This window comes from Arthrobacter sp. H41 (assembly GCF_000520535.1).
GTDB lineage: Bacteria > Actinomycetota > Actinomycetes > Actinomycetales > Micrococcaceae > Arthrobacter_D.
The window spans coordinates 1-17,743 of sequence record NZ_KI914821.1 but is presented as its reverse complement, the minus strand read 5'-3'; the positions used below and the strand labels follow the sequence as shown (position 1 = coordinate 17,743).

Here is a 17,743-nt window from a genome sequence, read left to right as displayed (position 1 = left end):
GTTCCGTCGACGGACTGGACTACGCGCATTCAGCATCATTTCGGCAGCACACCTGCCCTCCAGCTGGTGGGCGGCAGCAGCGTGCCGCTGGACGACCAGTACTACCGGCGAAGCGACGACGTCGTGATGCCGTCGGCCCTGAAGGCCCTACGCGTGATGATGGCGGTCAGCTACCTCAACCCGCACTACCTGAGGTTCGTCGCCGGGCACAATCTGGCTGCACGGGCGATGGCCTACGAAGCGGTAGGGGGTTTCGGGCGTACCTCCATCGATCAGCGCGACGAGGATATCGACTTCTCGGTCAAGATCTCGAGGTTGTTCGGGCGCTCCGCGATCTGCATCGATCCCCAGCTGACGGTGGCCACCTCGATGAGGCGGGTGCGGAAGTACGGTCTGGGCCTGATGGGGCTGCACCACATGGTGCCGCAGCTCCGCGGGAAGATCGTAAGGACCATCGACGTGCGCTGAAGCGCGCGAACACCGCGCCTTGAAGGGGCGGCGCGCTCCCATAGCTCTTACAGCTCTCATAGCTCTCGTGGCTCTCGTCAGGCCAGGGCGATGCTCAGGCTGAGCAGTGCCAGCACCAGAGCGAGGGGCGTCATCGTATAGCGCTCGTATCTGCTCTGCGACCTGCCGTTCATGACCACGCCTCATGCCGGCCACCCCAGGCGAAGCGCCCGAGCCGCACGCCTGCGATGAGCAGCACTTGAAACACGGCAAGGAGAGCGAGGAGAGCGCAGGCGATGACTGCTGCCGGAATCATCATGCTGCCGCACTCACGCGGGCATCCTCGCCGCGGATCTCCTGGAGTGGAGATCCGGGTCCCCCATGAACGCCGAATTGACGGTCTTGGTAATGAACACGTCAACCTGGGCCGCCGCCACGAACGGCATCAGAGCGGTGCCTGCATTGGCCGGATGCAGCGGGGAATCCGGGAAAACGCTGTGGTGCGTCCCGAGGCTGTTGACGTACGAGTGAGGACTTGCCTATGGTGACCTGTCTTCAAGGCATTCACTGTCTCGACGTCCATCAGCCCTTCCCCACCCGCCCGGGCAACCGGGCGCCGGCCCCCAAGGAATCCCCGTGAGAATCAATCTGATGTCCATCTTCGTTGACGACCAGGATGCCGCCGTCGAGTTCTACACCACCAAGCTCGGTTTCAGGGTGGCCACCGACGTCCCCGTGGGTGAGTTCCGGTGGATCACCCTCGTATCGCCCGAAGACCCAGCAGGAACACAGCTTTCGCTCGAACCATCGGAGCACCCCGCGGTGCCTCCCTTCAAACAGGCCCTGATCGCCGACGGAATTCCCTTCACCTCCTTCGCCGTCGACGATGTCGAGGCGGAATACCACCGGCTCCTCGCGCTGGGAGTCGCTTTCACCCAACCACCGACACAGGGCGGGCCGGTGACTACGGCAGTGCTGGATGACACCGTCGGGAACCTCATCCAGATCGCCTCCATGAACGGGGCGGGCTAGGAGTGCCAGGTCGTCTCACGATCGTGACGGGCGGCGGACGCGGTATCGGCGCCGCGATCAGCCGTCGGCTGGGTTCTGATGGCCACGATCTCGTGATCGGATACCACCGGGACGAGGCATCCGCGCGGTCGACGGCGGCGGATGTCCTCGGCGCGGGAGGCCGCGCCTGGGTAGCACAGGTGGACACGGTCGATGAGGCGTCGGTCGCCGATTTCTTCCGGTTCGCCGAGGGGCGTGGAGAAGTGACCGGCCTCGTCAACAATGCCGGCTCCGTGTCCGCGGTGGGCCGGTTGCAGGACAACGCGGTAGAAGCCATCCGTCAGGACCTCGATACCACCCTGTTGGGGACGATTCTGTGCTCGAAGTACGCTATCGGACCGATGAAGCGAGCGGGCACGGGCAGCATCGTCAACATCTCCTCATCCGCTGCGACCCTCGGCAGTCCGGGAACCTACGTCCACTACGCCGCGGCCAAGGCAGGTATCGATGCCCTGACGATCGGCCTGGCCAAAGAGCTCGCCACCGAGAACATCCGGGTGAATGCCGTAGCCCCGGGCACTGTGTGGACTGATTTCCATCAGGACCCGGACCGCCCGGCGAAGGTCGCCACCACCATCCCCATGGGGCGGGCCGGGCAGCCCGACGAGATCGCCGGAGCGGTGGCCTGGCTCTTCTCCGAGGATGCCGCCTACACCACGGGCGCCAACATCCGGGTGGCCGGGGGCCTGTGATGCAGGGTGAGCCGCCGACGTCGTGCCCTACCGCTGTTACATGAGCCCGCTCCTATTCGGGGATGACGAGCGATTCGGTATCTCTGGTCAGCGTCCGGCCGGTGAAGAAGTCCGGATTGCGACGGTAGAACACCAGCATCACGAGGGCTCCGGCAACCAGGATCCCGATGCCGATGACGAAGACAAGCCCCACACCGAAGAGCTCCGAGCCGCTGCCGAAGCTGGGGTCCCAACTGTCGACGGCGGTCTGCAGGAACACGACGGTCAGCCCGATTCCACCGAGGAGCGGCGCGCACAGCCGGTAGATGAAGTTCCGGGCGCTGCTGAAGAGTGAGGCCCGGAAGTACCAGACGCAGGCGAGCGCCGTGAGGCCGTAGTAGAAGCAAATCATCAGCCCGAGTGCCTGGATGGTGTCATTGAGGACATTCTCACTGATGATGCGCATCAGCACGTAGAACGCAGCGGAAACGACGCCGGCGAAAACCGTAGCGTAGATCGGTGAACTGAAGCGGGAGTTCACTTGCGCGAAGCGACCGGGGAGTGCCTTGTAGAAACCCATCGCGAGGAGGGTCCGGGCCGGCGAGACGAAGGTGGACTGCAGCGATGCGCCGCAGCTGGACAGGACGGCCAGGGAGAGCAGGATCGCAAACGGACCCATCACCGGCGTAGCAAGTGAGGTGAAGACGTTCTCGGAGTTCTCTGGGTTGTTGAGTCCGAGCCCCGTGTCTCCGACTCCGGCGAACATGACGGTGGCGATGGATCCGACCAGGTAGATGACCAGGATGGCGACTGCAGCGATGGTGGCCGCAAGCCCGGAGGTCCGTCGTCCGTTGGTGGCCTCCTCGCTGACGGTGAGGCAGACATCCCAGCCCCAGAAGGCGAAGATCGACAGGGACAGCCCCGCGGCGAAGGCCGAGAAGCTTTCGATGCCCAGCGGGTTGAACCATTCCCAGCTGAAAGCGAGGACCGAGGCGTTGCCGGCAGTGATCCTGGCGAAGGCCTGCACCGTGTACCAGGTGAGCACGAGCAGCTGGAAGCCGACGAGGACGTACTGAACCGACCTGGTGGTACGGATTCCCCTGCACGACACCCAGACAGCCAGGCCCATGAAGACCAGGCAGGTGACGATGTTCAGGAGTTTGTTGGTGGTGAGGTCGGCGAGGCCGGGATTGCCGGTGAGCTGGGCCAGGAAGAGGTAGAAGAAGTCGACGGCGACGCCGGCCAGGTTGGAGAGCACAATGATGTTGGCCGCGAGGAGCCCCCACCCGCCCATCCAGCCGACGAACGGGCCGAAGGCCTTGGTGACCCAGGTGAACGTGGTGCCGCTGTCCGGCGAGTCGGCATTCAGCTCTTTGTACGCGAGCGCGACGAGGAACATGGGGATGAAGCCGACGATGAAGATGGCGGGAAGGTGGACCCCGATCTCCGCGACGGTCAGGCCGAGCGTGCTCGTCAGGACATAGGCGGGGGCGATAGTCGAAATGCCGATGACGACGATCGCCAGCAGCCCGAGCTGGCCCGTTGCCAGTCCTTTGGCTGACGTCACGGGGTTTTCCTGGCCAGGGCTTCCCTGGCCGGGGCCCTCCTGGGAACGCCTGCCGGTATTGCGGTCTAGCTTGGCTGTTGCTGGGTTATGCAATGGATTCCGCCTCCTCTGCGAAAGAGCGGCCGGGCGTCGACACTGACAACCCGCCGTCCTGGGTAAGCGGCAGCGAGGATTTCGCCGGCCGCCTGGTCTGCGGGGTCATCGAAACTGCAGGCGATGACCCCGCCGTTCACTACGACGTGGTTGATGTAGCTGTAATCGACCCAGCCCTCGGCGTCCTGTAGGACGGTGGGAGCGGGCACCTCGATGATGATCCATGGGTTTCCGTCGGAGTCGGTCGACTGCCGGAGGGTTTCGAGGATCCGTTGCGTGACGAGGAAATCAGGGTGCGCAGGGTTCTCCTGCGAGTGCACGAGAAGGGTTCCAGGGGAAGGAATCGTCACCGTCATGTCCACATGTCCCCGAGTGCCGAACTCCTCCGCGTCCCGGGTGAGGCCGCAGGGAAGCCAGATGACATTGGTGGCACCGATGGTGCGGGCCAGTTCGGTTTCCACACTCGCCTTGGTGGCCTCCGGGTTCCGGTCGCGGTCAAGTTGCACGGTCTCCGTGACGAGGACCGTGCCGCGGCCGTCCACATGGATGGCTCCGCCCTCATTCACCAGGGACGAATCGACGAGTTCTCCGTCCGCCCACTCGGTGACGCTCTGTCCGATGGCGGCATCCTTGTCCCATCGCGCCCAGTGCTGCCGGCCCCAGCCGTTGAAGGTCCAGTCGACGCCCGCGAGCGCACCGGCCTGATCCTTGACGAAGGTGGGACCGATGTCGCGCATCCATGCATCGTTCAGTGGTGCCCGAACGACGTCGATGTCCGGGGAAAGGTAGCGTTTCGCGATCTCCGCATCGGCTGGATCCACCACCATGGTGACGGGCTGGAACTCGGCGACCGCGTGGGCCACGGCCGACCAGGTGTCCCGTGCTTCGTGGGCATCCTCCGGGGTCTCGCCCAGCGTGTACCCGCCCGACGGGAAGGCCATCCAGGTGCGGTCCTGCGGTGCCGTTTCCGCGGGCATGGTCCACCTCATACTGGTGCGCTCTTCTGATGGACGTCGACGCCCATAGCGGTTTTCTGGATCGGGGCGGTCAGGGCGCCGTAGGTGTCCGGGCGGCGCGTGGCAAGGAACGGGAAGAGTCCGAGCCAGTCCCGGCGCTGGTCCAGGTCGAGGTCCGCGACGAGGACAGCTGATTCGTCCCGTGGTGCCTGGACGAGGATGCGGCCGTACGGGTCCGAGATGAAGGATGAGCCGTAGAAGGTGATATTCCCTTCATCCCCCCAGCGGTTCGGTGCGACCATGAACAGTCCGTTGGCGATCCCGTTTCCGACGATGACCTGCTGCCAGAGCGGCTGGGTGTCGAAGTCGGGGAAATCGGGTTCGGACCCGATGGCGGTGGGATAGACCAGGATCTCGGCCCCACCCAGGGAGTACAGGCGGGCCAGTTCGGGGAACCACTGGTCCCAGCAGGTCGGCAATCCCAGCGTGGCCCCTCCCAGCTCCGCACTTTCGTAGACGGGGTACGCGTCCGCGCTGGCGGGGCCCGCCCGGAAGTACTTGTCCTCGTGATAGCCCGCGGTGACCGGGATGTGGAGCTTTCGCGTTCTGCCGAGGAGCTCGCCCGACGGGGAGACGAGGACGGCGGTGTTGAGGCCGAGTCCGTCGTCGCCGTCGGCCTTCTCATACAGGGATGCGTGGACGAGGACGCCGTACCGGGCGGCGGCTTCCGCTGCGAGGCGATAGGTAGGCCCGGTCAGCAGGTCTTCGGCGGTGCCCCCCGGCGTCGAGTCGGGCAACGTGTCCGCGGGGTACCGGGACAGGGTCAGCTCCGGGAGGAAGACGACCTTCGCGCCGAGCCGAGCAGCGCGGCCGATGCCGGTGAGCAGTTCTTCCCGCAGGGCGGCAGGATCGGCATGCCAGCGGTGCTGTACCACGCCGACCCTGAGGGGCGGCCTGCTGCTGCCCTCTGCACGGCTCAGTGAGGGAAGGGGATCAAGCGCAAGAATTTCTTTCAACGGGTGCTCCAAACATCTGTGGTGGTTCTGGGAGTAAGTAGTGCCGTGGGATCGCTAGCCGACGGTTACGGCGGCCTGGGCTGCCAGCGCCGAGGTGATGGCCCGTGCGGTGGCCTGGCCCATGCGGATGGCACCGTCGACGTGCTGGTAGCCCTCTGCCGCGATGTCCGAACAGGACCAGTGAATGGGTCCCACGGGGGTGCGTTGGTCGGGTCCGTACCGGGAAAGCCCACCGAGGTCGTAGCTGGAGGCGTAGGCTCCCCGGGTCCATTCCTCGGATGCCCAGTCCGACTCGTAGTACACCTCGGGCTCGAGCGCCTTCTTGCCCAAGAATCCTGCGATCGATTCGAGGATCCGCTGACGGCGTTCCTCAGGCTCGAGGGCGAACATCGCGTCGGCTTTCTCGTCCGAGATGAACCCGACGATCGTTCCGCGAGGATCATCGTGGTTCGTGTTGTCGTACACCTCCTGCACGATCGACCCGGGGCTGAAGCCCGTGCCGGACAGTCCGTCGCGCCGCCAGAACGGGGACTTGTAGACCGCGTGGACCTTGATGACCAGGCCGAGCGACTGGTGCTGGTGCATCTGGTGCTGGCGCCGGGGCAGGGCAGGTTCGTAGGAGACCCGGGAATACAGGTTCGGGGGCACCGCCATGACGGCGAAGCGGGCGTTGACTGTGACGCTGTCCGAGATTGCCGTCACCTGGGTCCGTCCATCCCCGTCTGTCGACCACCGCAGGGTCCGGACCGGATTGTCGAGAAGGACATGCTCCTCCCCGAGGTCGGCCGCCATCCGTTCCGAGAGGGACTGCATTCCTCCTACCACGCGCTTGTCGAGAATGAAGTCCTCGTCGACGAGGTGGGAGAACGAGCCGGCCGATGCCGCCATCAGGACGGCCTGCAGGGCGGAGAAGGAGTGGGCGGGTTTGGTCAGCATGCCGCCGGCAATGAACAGGCCGATGTTGTTGCAGGCTTCCTCGTCGTCGGACTGCTGGCGGAGCCAGTGGTGAAACGAGATGGTGTCCAGCTCGCGTGCCTGCGGATGCTCCCAGGGTGCCTTCGGGTCGGTCTGCCAGACGAGGAGGTCGAGGAGGTCGATCAGCCGGGACATCTCTCCGGCCGTGCGCCGCGAAACGGGGAACATCTCACCGGTGTAGCGCTGCGCCTTGCCGTCAGTGCCGATGTAAACGGACTCACCCTTCCGGTAGCGGGAGTAGGTTTCCAGCCCCAGCTCCTCGAGCAACCCGATCAGGGCCGTCTGATCCGGAGACACCCACTGGCCACCGACCTCCAGCATGGCGCCGTCGATGATGTCGGTGTGGGTCCGCCCTCCTACACGGTTCCTTGCCTCGAGCACGGTCACCGAATGACCGGCCTTCTTCAGTTCCCTCGCTGCCGTCAGCCCCGACGGCCCGGCCCCAATCACGACGACGTCGCTATCGACGGTTCTCATAGCTTCCTTACCCTTGCAAATGATCTACACCACAAAATGAACGACATTCATTTATTTCGGTTCACTGTAGATCATGGGACCGGGTTTTGGGAAGCGTGGCGAGATGAACGACGGCGAAAACGGGCGTTCGCACGCTGGAACCGCTTTCGGTCCGACGTGGGAGGCGGTCGGGGGCCGGACTGCTGCGGGAGCTAGTTGTCCTTACCGACGTTCTGCATGCCGACCGGTTCACCCGGTCCGGTGTTGGTCTTCCGGTTGACGAACCAGGTGACGACCCAGAGCACGACGCCGATCCCCATCAGTCCCCCGGCAAGCTGGTACTGGACGATATCCCGGCCCACCCACGGACCGGCGAAGAAGGCGCACAGCAGTGCCGCGATGATCGGAAGCGGCCCCGGGGAGGTGAAGAACACCTTGCGGCTGCGATCCCTCTTGCCACGGAGTACCACGCAGGCCACGTTCACCACGGTGAACACGCACAGCAGCAGGAACGCCGTGGTTCCGGAAAGATTGGCGACGATGTTGCTGTCCGGATCGCTGGTGACGTACCAGATCAGCCCCAGCGCCAGGACGGTCGAGAAGGCGATGCCGGCCCACGGCGTGCGGCGACCGGGGAGTACTTTTCCCAGTGGGCGCGGCAGAACGTCCTGGCGGGCCATGCCGTAGATCAGGCGGCTGGCCATCAGTATGTTGATCAACGCGGTATTGGCGACCGCGAGGACCGCCAGGAACGGGAAGATGTTCTCAATGGGGAAGTCCGGCGATCCCTTGGCCACCACTTCGAGGAGTGCCGCGCCTTCGGCCTCCCTGATCCCCTCGAGCTCGGTGGGCGAAAGCACCGTGACCACCGAGACGGCCACCAGCATGTAGACGATGACGGCGATACCAAGGCCGGTGAGCATGGTCCGGGGGAAGATCCGCTCGGGGTTCTGGGTCTCCTCGACCATGTTCACCGAATCCTCGAAGCCGACCATGGCGAAGAAGGCGATGGAGGTGGCCGCGGTGACCGCCAGGAACAGCCCCTTGTCCTGGTAGTCCGTGAAGACGGTCACCTCTGCGAGGTTCCCGTTTCCCTGTGCCATCACATAGAAGCCGACGCCGATCACGATGCAGAGGGCAACCACTTCCACCAGGGTGAGCACCACGTTGAACTTCACGCTCTCCCCCACGCCGCGGAGGTTGATCACCGCCAGCAGCAGCATGAAGCCCAGTGCCACAGCGGTAATCACGCCCTGCCCCGGCATCGCCATCCAGCCGTTGATCTCGAGTCCCCCGAAGAAGTTCTGGGCAAGGACATTGGCTGATGTGGAGGCACTCGTGATCCCGGAACAGACGACGGCGAAGGCAACCAGGAAGGTGATGAAGTGGATCCCGAACGCCTTGTGGGTATAGAGCGCAGCACCGGCCGCATGGGGGTATTGCGTGACCAACTCCAGGTAGGAGAACGCGGTCATCGTTGCCACGACGAAGGCGAGCAGGAACGGTAGCCAGACGAGGCCTCCGACCGTGCCGGCCATGGTCCCGGTGACGGCGTAGACACCGGCACCCAGGATGTCACCGACGATGAACAGGAGCAGCAGTTTGGGACCGAGGACCCGTTTGAGCTCAGGCCCGTCACCTTCGGGAGTTGCGTCGAACACTCGATCGGACGTTGTGCTCATATTGACCTCCACATCAGGTATCGGCTCCGTCAGAAACAGCGGCCGGGCTCCCGGCCTGGATATTAGTCACCTCACTTTGGCCCTGTCCGGTTGCCTTGGCAACAGCAAGTTTGCGAACCGCAGGAGCACGGCTTTCGGCGACTTCCGCTTCCTTCCTGATCAGCTCAGCAGTCCCAGTCGGATGGCAGACTGGAACCATGCGTGAGCTCGTCATCCTCGGCACGGCATCCCAGGTTCCCACCCGGACGCGCAACCACAATGGCTACTTCCTCCGCTGGGAGCGCGAAGGGATCCTGTTCGATCCAGGCGAAGGCACCCAGCGCCAGATGATTCACGCGGGAGTATCAGCGAGCCGCATCACACGTATCTGCCTCACGCACGTGCACGGCGACCATTGCTTCGGGCTGCCCGGCGTGCTCTCGCGGATGGTGCTCGACGGCGCCGCGCACCCGGTGCACTTGCACTATCCGGCGTCGGGAGAGGACGTGGTCCGATCGCTTGTATCGCTTGCCACGCCGGGACTCGACCTCCGGCTCCATCCACATGGAGCCGCCGGGCCGGTAGCTCCGGGCCTTGAGGTGCGCCCCCTACTTCACCGCATCGAGACCTACGGTTACCGCCTCACAGAGCCGGACGGTCGGACCTTCCTGCCCGAACGGCTGGCGGCAGCAGGCGTTTCCGGATCCGATATCGGCCTCCTCCACCGCGAGGGAATTCTGGGCGGGGTGCGATTGGAGGACGTGAGCGTGCCGAGGACCGGTCAACGCTTCGCCTTCGTCATGGACACCGCACCGTGCGAGGGTGCCGAGGAACTGGCCGATGGTGTGGACCTGCTCGTCTCGGAATCGACCTTCAGCGACGACGACGCCGCCCTTGCGGAGCAGTACCGGCACCTCACCGCGGGCCAGGCGGGTGCCCACGCGGGCAACGGAGGCGCAGGAACCCTGGTGCTGACGCATTACTCGTCCCGATACGACGACGTCGGGGTGCTGGCCGAGCAGGCCCGGGCCAAAGCCGGAGCGGCAACGGTCATCGCCGCCGCTGACCTCGACCGCATCCCGTTTCCTTCCCGGCGTCCCGCGATCGGGTAGGACAACAGCATCCTCCTGCGGTTCGGCCGGCCAGCATTTCCGCTTACTCCAGACGTTTTATTCACTGCAGGAGTAGTTCCCGGTGCTGGTTCTTGCGGGGTGTGCGGGTGGGGTCGATGTAGGGCGGTGGGATGAACCACGGGATTCCCTGTCTGACCTCGATGCTCCAGTTGCCCCGTTCGATGAGCCGGTGATGGAAGGAACACTGGAGGCAACCGTTGGAGACATCGGTTGCTCCGCCGTCGAGCCAGGAGGTGATGTGGTGCGCTTCGGTCCAGACCGCCGGAATGGTACAGCCAGGAAAGGCACAACCCCGGTCCCGTGCCACCAGTGCCCGTCGCTGGGCGACGCCGAAGAGCCGTTGCGCTCGCCCGAGGTTGAGGATCTCACCGCGACCGCCCAGGACCACGGGGATGAGGTCCGCATCGCAGGCCATCTTCCGCACGGTGCGCGCGTTGATCGGGCCGCCGGACACGCTGTACCCATCCGCCGGGAAGCTGTACCCATCCGCCGGGAAGCTGTACCCCTCCACCGGGAAATCGCTCGTGCCCGGGCGCTCGTGCGCATCCCGGTACCCCGCTTCGCTCGGGAGCCGTCCCTCGAGTTGCCCGGCGAGGGCACGGTAATCGATGGTGACCATGACCTGCGGCCGGGNCCCGCCGGTAGCGGGCAGGGTATCGGTGGCCAGCGCCACCTGACAGGCACCGATCAGCCCGTCGAGCAGCAGCTGAGCCCGGGTGCGTGTCTCCCACCCGGGCGCACCCTCATCCGAAGCCGTCTCGCTACCCAGAGACGAGCCCAGAGACGAGCCCAGGGACGCGGATGAGCCAATGAACGCGTCGTGGGACGTGCCGCGGGGAAGTGATGGCGCGCCGGGAGGAGGCGAGGACGTGCCGCGGAGAGATGAGGACAGGCCGGGAGGTGGAACGGCAATGCGGGGACTGGTGGCGGTGTTCATGACGGTAAGCAGGTATTCGAACTGTTCATCGTCGGCTGCGATCTCGAGCCGCTGCAGGCCCTGGCGCCTGCCCCGGACGAACACGCCCTGATGCACTTTCAACGCTTCCTCCGTGGGCTCGGCGCCATCGGGATCAAGGGCTGATTCCCACCGGCGGATCACCACGGTGAGCAGGTCAGCATCGGATTCGACCGCCTGAGCGGTCAGGGATTCCTCCATGGCCTGCAACGCTTGTGGGTCAGCGCTGGTACGGACCCGCTCGATGCCGTCCCTGATCTGCGTGGCCGCGTAAGCCCCGATCGTGCCGGCCTTGAACGCTGCAGCCACAACCTCGAACATGGGAGAACAGGCGCCCCCGGTGGCGGTGGGCTGGGGAACTACCGATCGTCCCACCCGCAGCCGCCGTCGTGCTTCTGCCCGGCTGATCCGAATCCTCGCCCGCGAGTAATCGGCCGTGTCCCGAAACTCGCACAAGTTCCGGCCGTCGACGCCCGGAATCACCCAATTCACCGCACAGGTCCTCTCTCCCACCCGGGCGATATCCTGCCGCTCGGCCGCAGCCGCCCCCACAACCTGCAGGTACCGGTCCGCGCCAGGTCCTCAAGAGCAGCAAGCGAACCAGCCAGCTCAGCGGTGGACGTGAAACACGCCTCGGCCTCGAACCGCTTTCCAATAACTACCAACTGCGACCGCACCAACTCCACCGACTGCTCCGTGCTGAGCTGCTCCTCGATCGTCGTGGTGTCCATGCACCAATTTTATTAGTACGCATGTTCGATTGATAGGCCTGTGGATAACTATCGGCCAGCGTTTGCCCTGATGCCAGGTCCATGGACACCTGCAAAAACATCATGCCGAACGCCGCAGCAGCACCGCTTTTTCGACTGGCGGCCGATACTCACCTTGGTGAGACGTCTGCACCAGAGGCATCGACGCCGAATAGTTGCCGAGCTCCTTCAGCAGGGTCAGACTGAATCTGGAGGACGATGATGGACCGAATTACTGTCGATGCCCAGCCCCTGTCGATCGAGGAGCTACTGGCGGCCGTCGACGGCGCGCCTGTGACGATCGGCAATTTCGCACGGACACAGATCGCGGCCGGCCGCGCCGTGGTCGACGCGGCACTAGCATCGGGAATCTCGATCTATGGGCTCAACACCCAGGTAGGCCATGGCAAGGACACGAGGGTTCGCCATGAGGAGCTCGAACGGCAGCAGCAGATGCTGGTGGCCACCCATGGAGGGGCATTCGGCCCGCCGCTCGCGAAAGATATTGTTCGTGCGGCGATGATGGTGCGCATTAACGGCATGGCGAAAGGCGGATCCGGAGCCAGTTCAGCAGCAGCCGACACCTTGGTGGCCATGCTCAACGCCGGGGTGCATCCGGTCCTGCCTGGAACGGGCTCCATCGGAGCTGCAGATGTTGGCCATATGGCCGGCATCGCCCAGGTCGCGATCGGCGCCGGTACAGCCGAATACGACGGCGAGATCCTCCCCGGAGGAGAGGCCCTGCGCCGTGCGGGTATCCCGCCACTCCGACTCGAAGGCAAGGACGGCCTCGCGCTGATTTCGTCGAATGGAGTGTCCATCGGTCATGGCGCTATCGTGCTCTCCCGGGCCGCTCGGGCCGCCGACGCCGCCGATCAAGCCGCAGCAATATCCCTCGAGGCGACAGGCGGCAATCCCTCGATCGTTTCCGCCGCCGTCGGCCGCGCAAAACCCTATCCCGGGCAGATAGCCGCAGCGGCGCACCTCATGGAACTGCTTCAGGGCAGCCGGCTTCTGGACGCCGGGACAGCATATTCCGTCCAGGACGCGCTCTCCTTCCGGGTCATTCCCCAGGTACACGGTGCCCTTCGCGAATTTCTGGATGCTGCCCGGCGAGCAGTGGACGTTGAACTGAACGCCGCAGGCGATAACCCCCTGGCCGACGTCGAATCCGGAACGATGGTCAGCAACGGCAACTTCCACCCGATGGTGATGGCCGTTGCCTTCGACGCCTTGCGCGTGGCTATCGTCCACACCGGGCAGCTCAGCGAAAGGCGCATGAGCCATCTGTGGGACGCCGTGATGGGAGCCATGCAACATGGGGTGCCACCGCTGTCCATGGGTCCGGCTTCCATGCCGGGAACCCAGCTCCGATATGCCGCTTCGGCGTGCTTCACGGCCCTCAAGCTTCTGGCTGCTCCCGCCACGCTGGATTCGACAGTACTGGACCTGGGGATTGAGGATCATGCCACCGGAGCGGTGGTGAGCGTCAGGAAGACCGACGAGGCCCTCGGGCTACTTTCGGACATCCTCGCCATCGAAGTTCTGCTGGCCGTTGACCTGCTCGACTCATCTTCGCCTGTCAGAGTAGGCCAAGGGGCCGTTCATGCAGTGGGACTGGCCCACGAGGCGGCCGCGGGAGCGGAATCGGCCGCGCATGTGCACAGAAATCTCCGGAGGAAGTTTCCGTCTACGCCCGTGAGCGGTTGAGCGGCACGAAGCGGCGTTGAAATGCCCTTGCCGGGCGTAGGGATCGCCCCGCGGCGAAGGGTTGCGGGGTGTTGCCCTACCTCGGCAACCGGTTGGGTCGGGGAGCCTCCAGGGGGAGGACGCTGCGCCTTTCGGCGGGGCGAAGCTCCCATTCGTCATCGGGCAGCTTCACCAGCTACCACGCCAGGTACGCCATCCCGACGGCCGTCAGTCCTCAAGCGAGCAGATCGGAGCCACAGCCGTCCCGTCAGCACGGCTGTCAGGTAGAGGGGCTGGGGCTGGGGAATCCTCAGTGAGCGCGTCGCGCGGGACCAGGGTCCCTCGTGCATGGGGCCGGAAGGCGGTTGCTGTCCTCGCCGTTTTCGGTGCAGTGCTGGCAGTTGCCACCGTGACGGCAGTTCTTGCAATGGGGCTGAGCTGGAACGATGTTGTGCAGAGCTATACGTTGACGAACCTGGTGGTCGGTTGCGGTTTCCTGGTAAGTGGAGTGCTGATCGGCCGCAGCCAGCCACGCAATGCAGTGGCCTGGATTCTGCTCGCAGGCGGAGTGGGGCACCTGACCACTGCCTGGCTCGGACCTGTCATCCTGTTCGGCCTCGAACAGCACTGGCCGGACCCGCTGACCAGAACCCTCACCACCATTTTCCTCAGCGCATGGCAGTTGGGCCTTGGCGGCCTCTTCCCCCTGGCTCTGCTCCTCTTCCCGGACGGGCATTACCCGTCGTTGCGATGGAGACCGCTGGCATGGGTCATCGTGGGGCTGACGGTCCTGCAGATCTCGCTTGGCGCCCTGGGGACCGGGACCCTCTTCGGCGAGGCGTCGTCGTCGTCCATTCTCTCGATAGGACTGGTGATGCCGACGCAGGCAATTCTCGGCATCGGCATGGTCACAGCCGGAACGCTGCTGCTTACGATCGCGTCGCTGGCGGTCCGCTATGTTCGAGGCACCGAGGCGGAGCGCCTCCAGCTCCTTTGGCTCATTCTCGCGGTTCTGGCGATGCTGGTGATCAATTCCCAGCGATGGCTTACGGGCGACGGCCCCATCCTGCTACTGCTCAGCTTCACCCTGATCCCCGTAGCCATCGCAGTGGCAATTGTGCGCTATCGATTGCTGGATATCCGATTCGTCATGTCCAGGACGCTCCTCTACACAGCGGTGTCGGTGCTTGCTATCGCTGTTTTTTCAGGGCTCATCGCCGGATCGTCCTTCCTGGTCCCCGAGGACGCCGACAGGGGCGTTGCCGTCGCAGCGGCCCTTGCAGTCGCGATCGGGTTCAACCCAGTGCGGGTCTTCCTGCAAGGGATGATCGACCAGATCTTCTATGGAGCACGGGGCGATCCTGCGGGTACCGCACGCCAGTTGGGCGAGCAGCTTGAGTCCAGCGACAATCTCGATGGGCTGTTGGAGCGGACCCGGACCGTCCTGCGGCTTCCCGCGCTCTCTCTCCCGACCGACAAGGGCACCATCGCAACTGCCGGCGTCCCCCTGAACGAAGGGACGGATGTACCTATCCCCCTGATCTACCGCGGAGTGGCGACGGGAACGATGCTGGTCGGGCTCCCCCGCGGTGACAACACACTGCATCCTGCTGATCGGCGGATCCTGTCCCTCATCGGGACGCCGCTGGCCATCGCCCTCTACTCGACGGACCTGGTGGCGCAGCTTCAGTCGTCCCGGGCCGCCATCGTCGGGGCGCGCGAGGAGGAGAGGTTGAAGTTGCACCGCGAACTTCACGACCGCCTGGGTCCGGTCCTCACCGGGGCGGTTTTTCGGACGGACGCGGCGAGTAACCGGCTCCGGTCCGACCTCGGCGAAACGGAGAGCCTCCTCGTCGAGGTCCGCGCCGGCCTCCGTGAGGCTTTGGACGCGGTTCGTCGGATCGTCTACGGACTTCGACCGCTGGAACTCGAAGAACTGGGGCTGCCCGGAGCGCTCCGGCAGCGATTCGCGTCGCCCCAGGACAGGGGCAGTAGCTCGGTGACCGTGCGCCTCGATACGCCGGCTTCCCTGCCCGACCTGCCGGCCGCCGTCGAGGTTGCCGCCTTCCGGATAGCGGTTGAGGCAGTCACCAACGCCCTCAGGCATTCAGCTGCCGAATCGTGCGTTGTGACGATCCGTATGGCGGAGATGCTCACCATCGAAATCACCGACGACGGGCTCCCCGCGGTTGCTCCATGGCGAAACGGTGTTGGGCTACGTTCCGGTCTTGAACGCGCCGAAGAACTTGGGGGAACCGCGGTCGCCGGTCCCACGGCGTCCGGAGGCAGGGTGTATGCGGAGCTTCCCCTCTAGGCCTGTCCCACCGTCCTCTGCCCGGCGAACCGTCGCATTGAGGGATCGCGGGCGGACGACTGAGCGAGAACGCTTCCTCCTTTGGCTTACTGCCTTCCAGTTCGGCGCAGGTATCAGCCGTACCTTCCGCTGACAGAACCACCCCCGTCGCCAGAACGCTCAGGCCGGTAGACCATGCGATCGCGGGGGCGTGGTCTGGTTTTTGGGAGGGGCCGAATGAGAATGAAGCACATGGTCCGACTCCCCCACGACCGAGATCCGATTCTGTTGAAGTACCCCGAGCTTCGTGCCGAGTCACAAATAGTTCTCGTTCCGAGAGCAGAACCGGATGCACCCTGAGAGATCCCGCAGCGGACGTTCATCTTGAACGCCACCCTTGCCGATAAAGTTGCCACCAGCGTTGCATTGCCCGGTCGAGTCCAAGACAGAAGTGAACCCCAGGAGGCACCATGCCCACCATTGAATCGGCTGTCGCGAAAGCCCTTGAGAAAGCCATGGCCAGCGACAAGGGCCGTTTCGCCGAAATCCTCATCCATGATGGGCCCCTGCGTCAGACCATCATCGGGCTCAGGACTGGTCAGGTCCTTGCCGAGCACAATTCGCCGCCTGCTGCGAGTATGTATCTTCTGCGCGGCCGAGTGCGGGTCACCGGCCAGGACCAGTCGGAAGTGGTTGCTGGGGAGATCGTTGCGCTGACGCACGTGCGCCATGGGGTCGAGGCGCTGGAGGACTCCGTGTTCCTGCTGACCACCGTGACCAGTCAGGCGGGTGAGAGTCACGGTGGTAGCCCTCAGGAGGAGCGCCACGCGTAGTACCTGGGCATGAACCTCCACCCTGGCGCCCCGACTGGGGCCATTCGACGAGGGCAGCGTGCAGCAGCAACCGAGGGATTGCTCGTACAGCCCCGCAGCGGAGTCGATGTGAGGTGAGCACCAGAAACCCGCGGGTGCATCGCCGGACATTGGCTGTCCTCACCGCAAGTCATCTCGTGGATGACCTGTATCAGGGAGCAATCCCCGCCCTCGTCCCATTTCTTGTCCTCGACCGCGGATACTCCTACACCGCGGCTGCAGGCATCATTCTGGCTGCCACCGTCCTGTCCTCTGTGGTTCAACCACTATTCGGAGTGCTCGCTGACCGAAGAGCGTTGCCGTGGCTGACTCCGCTGGGCCTGCTGGTCGCCGGGATAGGCGTCGGTCTAGCGGGTGTCGGGGAATCCTACTGGTGGACCTGGTCCGCCATAGCACTTTCAGGGCTCGGAGTCGCTGCCTATCACCCTGCAGCTGCGAAGGCAGCACGTGCGGCGGCCGGACCGTCCGCCCAGGGAATGAGTTGGTTTGCCCTTGGTGGAAACGTCGGCATCGCCCTGGGCCCGGTAATCGTCACTCCGGTACTACTCGCTTTCGGCATCGCAGGAACGCCGATCCTTGCACTGCCTGCAGTGGCAATGGCGCTATTCCTGTATTGCATTCGGTCCCGCAAGACGCCCACCCTGCCGCGCTCAACCACCGCGGCCTCGGATCGTGAGAACACTGCGTCAGCCCCGGATCAGTGGCGTCTCTTCGGCTGGCTGACGGTTCTGGTCGTGATCCGGTCCGTCATGTATTTCGGCGTATCAACGGTCCTTGTCCTCTACGTGATCTCGCGCTTTGCCGTCACGCAAACCGCAGGGTCACTGACACTCACCGTTTTCCTCGCCGTCGGTGCAGTGGGGACATTGGCCGGCGGCTGGTTGGCGGACCGGCTGTCCCGCCTGTTCGCCATCCGCCTGGGTTACGCGCTATGCCTTCCGTCCCTGATCATGCTTCTCGCGGCACCATCGATGGTGGTCGCGGTGATGGCGGTAGCGCTGCTCGGATTGGGTCTGTACTTACCGTTCTCAGTCCAAACCACCCTTGGTCATGACTACCTACCGAACCATATAGGGACTGCATCCGGGGTCACCCTCGGTCTTGCCGTATCAGCCGGAGGGGCGTGCGCTCCCTTGTTC

15 protein-coding genes are annotated in these 17,743 nt (G+C 64.6%); 8 read left to right on the top strand and 7 right to left on the bottom strand.

Annotated features, from left to right (window positions below):
* The 3 genes from Y705_RS22440 to Y705_RS0113760 form a co-directional block, all read left to right on the top strand.
* Positions 1–468: glycosyltransferase family 2 protein (locus Y705_RS22440; protein ID WP_026533281.1), on the top strand; the 468-nt coding region annotated here is incomplete at its 5' end.
* 615 nt (positions 469–1,083) lie between these two features.
* Positions 1,084–1,479: a VOC family protein gene (locus tag Y705_RS0113765; RefSeq protein ID WP_026533280.1), complete on the top strand. Its 396-nt coding sequence runs from the start codon at positions 1,084–1,086 to the stop codon at positions 1,477–1,479.
* A gap of 23 nt (positions 1,480–1,502) precedes the next feature.
* On the top strand, positions 1,503–2,210 hold the full coding sequence (locus tag Y705_RS0113760; RefSeq protein WP_253908629.1) for an SDR family NAD(P)-dependent oxidoreductase: 708 nt from the start codon (positions 1,503–1,505) through the stop codon (positions 2,208–2,210).
* A gap of 52 nt (positions 2,211–2,262) precedes the next feature.
* On the opposite strand, the gene Y705_RS0113755 is transcribed toward Y705_RS0113760, so the two are convergent.
* The 5 genes from Y705_RS0113755 to Y705_RS0113735 form a co-directional block, all read right to left on the bottom strand.
* Positions 2,263–3,756 (bottom strand): APC family permease, encoded by a 1,494-nt coding sequence (locus Y705_RS0113755; RefSeq protein ID WP_026533278.1) that lies wholly within the window; start codon positions 3,754–3,756, stop codon positions 2,263–2,265.
* Positions 3,757–3,821: 65 nt separating this feature from the next.
* Complete coding sequence (locus Y705_RS0113750; protein WP_216698806.1) at positions 3,822–4,826, bottom strand: agmatine deiminase family protein; 1,005 nt, start codon at positions 4,824–4,826, stop codon at positions 3,822–3,824.
* A gap of 8 nt (positions 4,827–4,834) precedes the next feature.
* Entirely contained in the window at positions 4,835–5,821 is a 987-nt protein-coding gene (locus Y705_RS20100) for a nitrilase-related carbon-nitrogen hydrolase (RefSeq protein ID WP_049822788.1), read from the bottom strand.
* 54 nt (positions 5,822–5,875) lie between these two features.
* The gene (locus tag Y705_RS0113740) at positions 5,876–7,273 is read right to left on the bottom strand and encodes a flavin monoamine oxidase family protein (RefSeq protein ID WP_026533276.1); all 1,398 of its coding nucleotides are present in this window, start codon (positions 7,271–7,273) and stop codon (positions 5,876–5,878) included.
* Between the two features lie 191 nt (positions 7,274–7,464).
* Positions 7,465–8,934 (bottom strand): APC family permease, encoded by a 1,470-nt coding sequence (locus tag Y705_RS0113735; protein WP_026533275.1) that lies wholly within the window; start codon positions 8,932–8,934, stop codon positions 7,465–7,467.
* 197 nt (positions 8,935–9,131) lie between these two features.
* On the opposite strand from Y705_RS0113735, the gene Y705_RS0113730 reads away from it, so the two are divergent.
* Positions 9,132–10,025, top strand: coding sequence for a ribonuclease Z (locus Y705_RS0113730; RefSeq protein WP_026533274.1), 894 nt, complete (start codon positions 9,132–9,134; stop codon positions 10,023–10,025).
* Between the two features lie 61 nt (positions 10,026–10,086).
* Here Y705_RS0113730 and Y705_RS20095 read toward each other — a convergent pair whose 3' ends face one another.
* Together Y705_RS20095 and Y705_RS22435 are read right to left on the bottom strand one after the other, a co-directional pair.
* A complete protein-coding gene (locus Y705_RS20095; protein ID WP_253908630.1) occupies positions 10,087–11,484 on the bottom strand; it encodes an HNH endonuclease signature motif containing protein in 1,398 nt (465 codons plus the stop codon).
* A 5-nt stretch (positions 11,485–11,489) separates the two neighbouring features.
* Positions 11,490–11,732 carry a hypothetical protein gene (locus Y705_RS22435; protein WP_026533273.1) on the bottom strand — a complete coding sequence of 81 codons (243 nt, stop codon included), beginning with the start codon at positions 11,730–11,732 and terminating at the stop codon, positions 11,490–11,492.
* Between the two features lie 237 nt (positions 11,733–11,969).
* Here Y705_RS22435 and Y705_RS20090 point away from each other — a divergent pair, with 237 nt between their 5' ends.
* From Y705_RS20090 to Y705_RS0113700, 4 genes are all read left to right on the top strand, one after another.
* Positions 11,970–13,460, top strand: coding sequence for an aromatic amino acid ammonia-lyase (locus Y705_RS20090; RefSeq protein WP_049822786.1), 1,491 nt, complete (start codon positions 11,970–11,972; stop codon positions 13,458–13,460).
* Positions 13,461–13,752: 292 nt separating this feature from the next.
* On the top strand, positions 13,753–15,753 hold the full coding sequence (locus Y705_RS20085; RefSeq protein ID WP_155850085.1) for a sensor histidine kinase: 2,001 nt from the start codon (positions 13,753–13,755) through the stop codon (positions 15,751–15,753).
* A gap of 449 nt (positions 15,754–16,202) precedes the next feature.
* Positions 16,203–16,565: a cupin domain-containing protein gene (locus Y705_RS0113705; protein WP_026533272.1), complete on the top strand. Its 363-nt coding sequence runs from the start codon at positions 16,203–16,205 to the stop codon at positions 16,563–16,565.
* A 176-nt stretch (positions 16,566–16,741) separates the two neighbouring features.
* On the top strand, positions 16,742–17,743 hold a 1,002-nt coding region (locus Y705_RS0113700; protein WP_216698805.1), incomplete at its 3' end, for an MFS transporter.

Excerpts from the sequence above, each read along its gene's own strand:
- Y705_RS0113750 (WP_216698806.1), bottom strand. The coding sequence starts at position 4,826 with ATGCCCGCGGAAACGGCACCGCAGGACCGCACCTGGATGGCCTTCCCG.
- Y705_RS0113740 (WP_026533276.1), bottom strand. The coding sequence starts at position 7,273 with ATGAGAACCGTCGATAGCGACGTCGTCGTGATTGGGGCCGGGCCGTCG.
- Y705_RS0113735 (WP_026533275.1), bottom strand. The coding sequence starts at position 8,934 with ATGAGCACAACGTCCGATCGAGTGTTCGACGCAACTCCCGAAGGTGAC.
- Y705_RS0113730 (WP_026533274.1), top strand. The coding sequence starts at position 9,132 with ATGCGTGAGCTCGTCATCCTCGGCACGGCATCCCAGGTTCCCACCCGG.
- Y705_RS22435 (WP_026533273.1), bottom strand. The coding sequence starts at position 11,732 with ATGGACACCACGACGATCGAGGAGCAGCTCAGCACGGAGCAGTCGGTG.
- Y705_RS20090 (WP_049822786.1), top strand. The coding sequence starts at position 11,970 with ATGATGGACCGAATTACTGTCGATGCCCAGCCCCTGTCGATCGAGGAG.
- Y705_RS0113705 (WP_026533272.1), top strand. The coding sequence starts at position 16,203 with ATGCCCACCATTGAATCGGCTGTCGCGAAAGCCCTTGAGAAAGCCATG.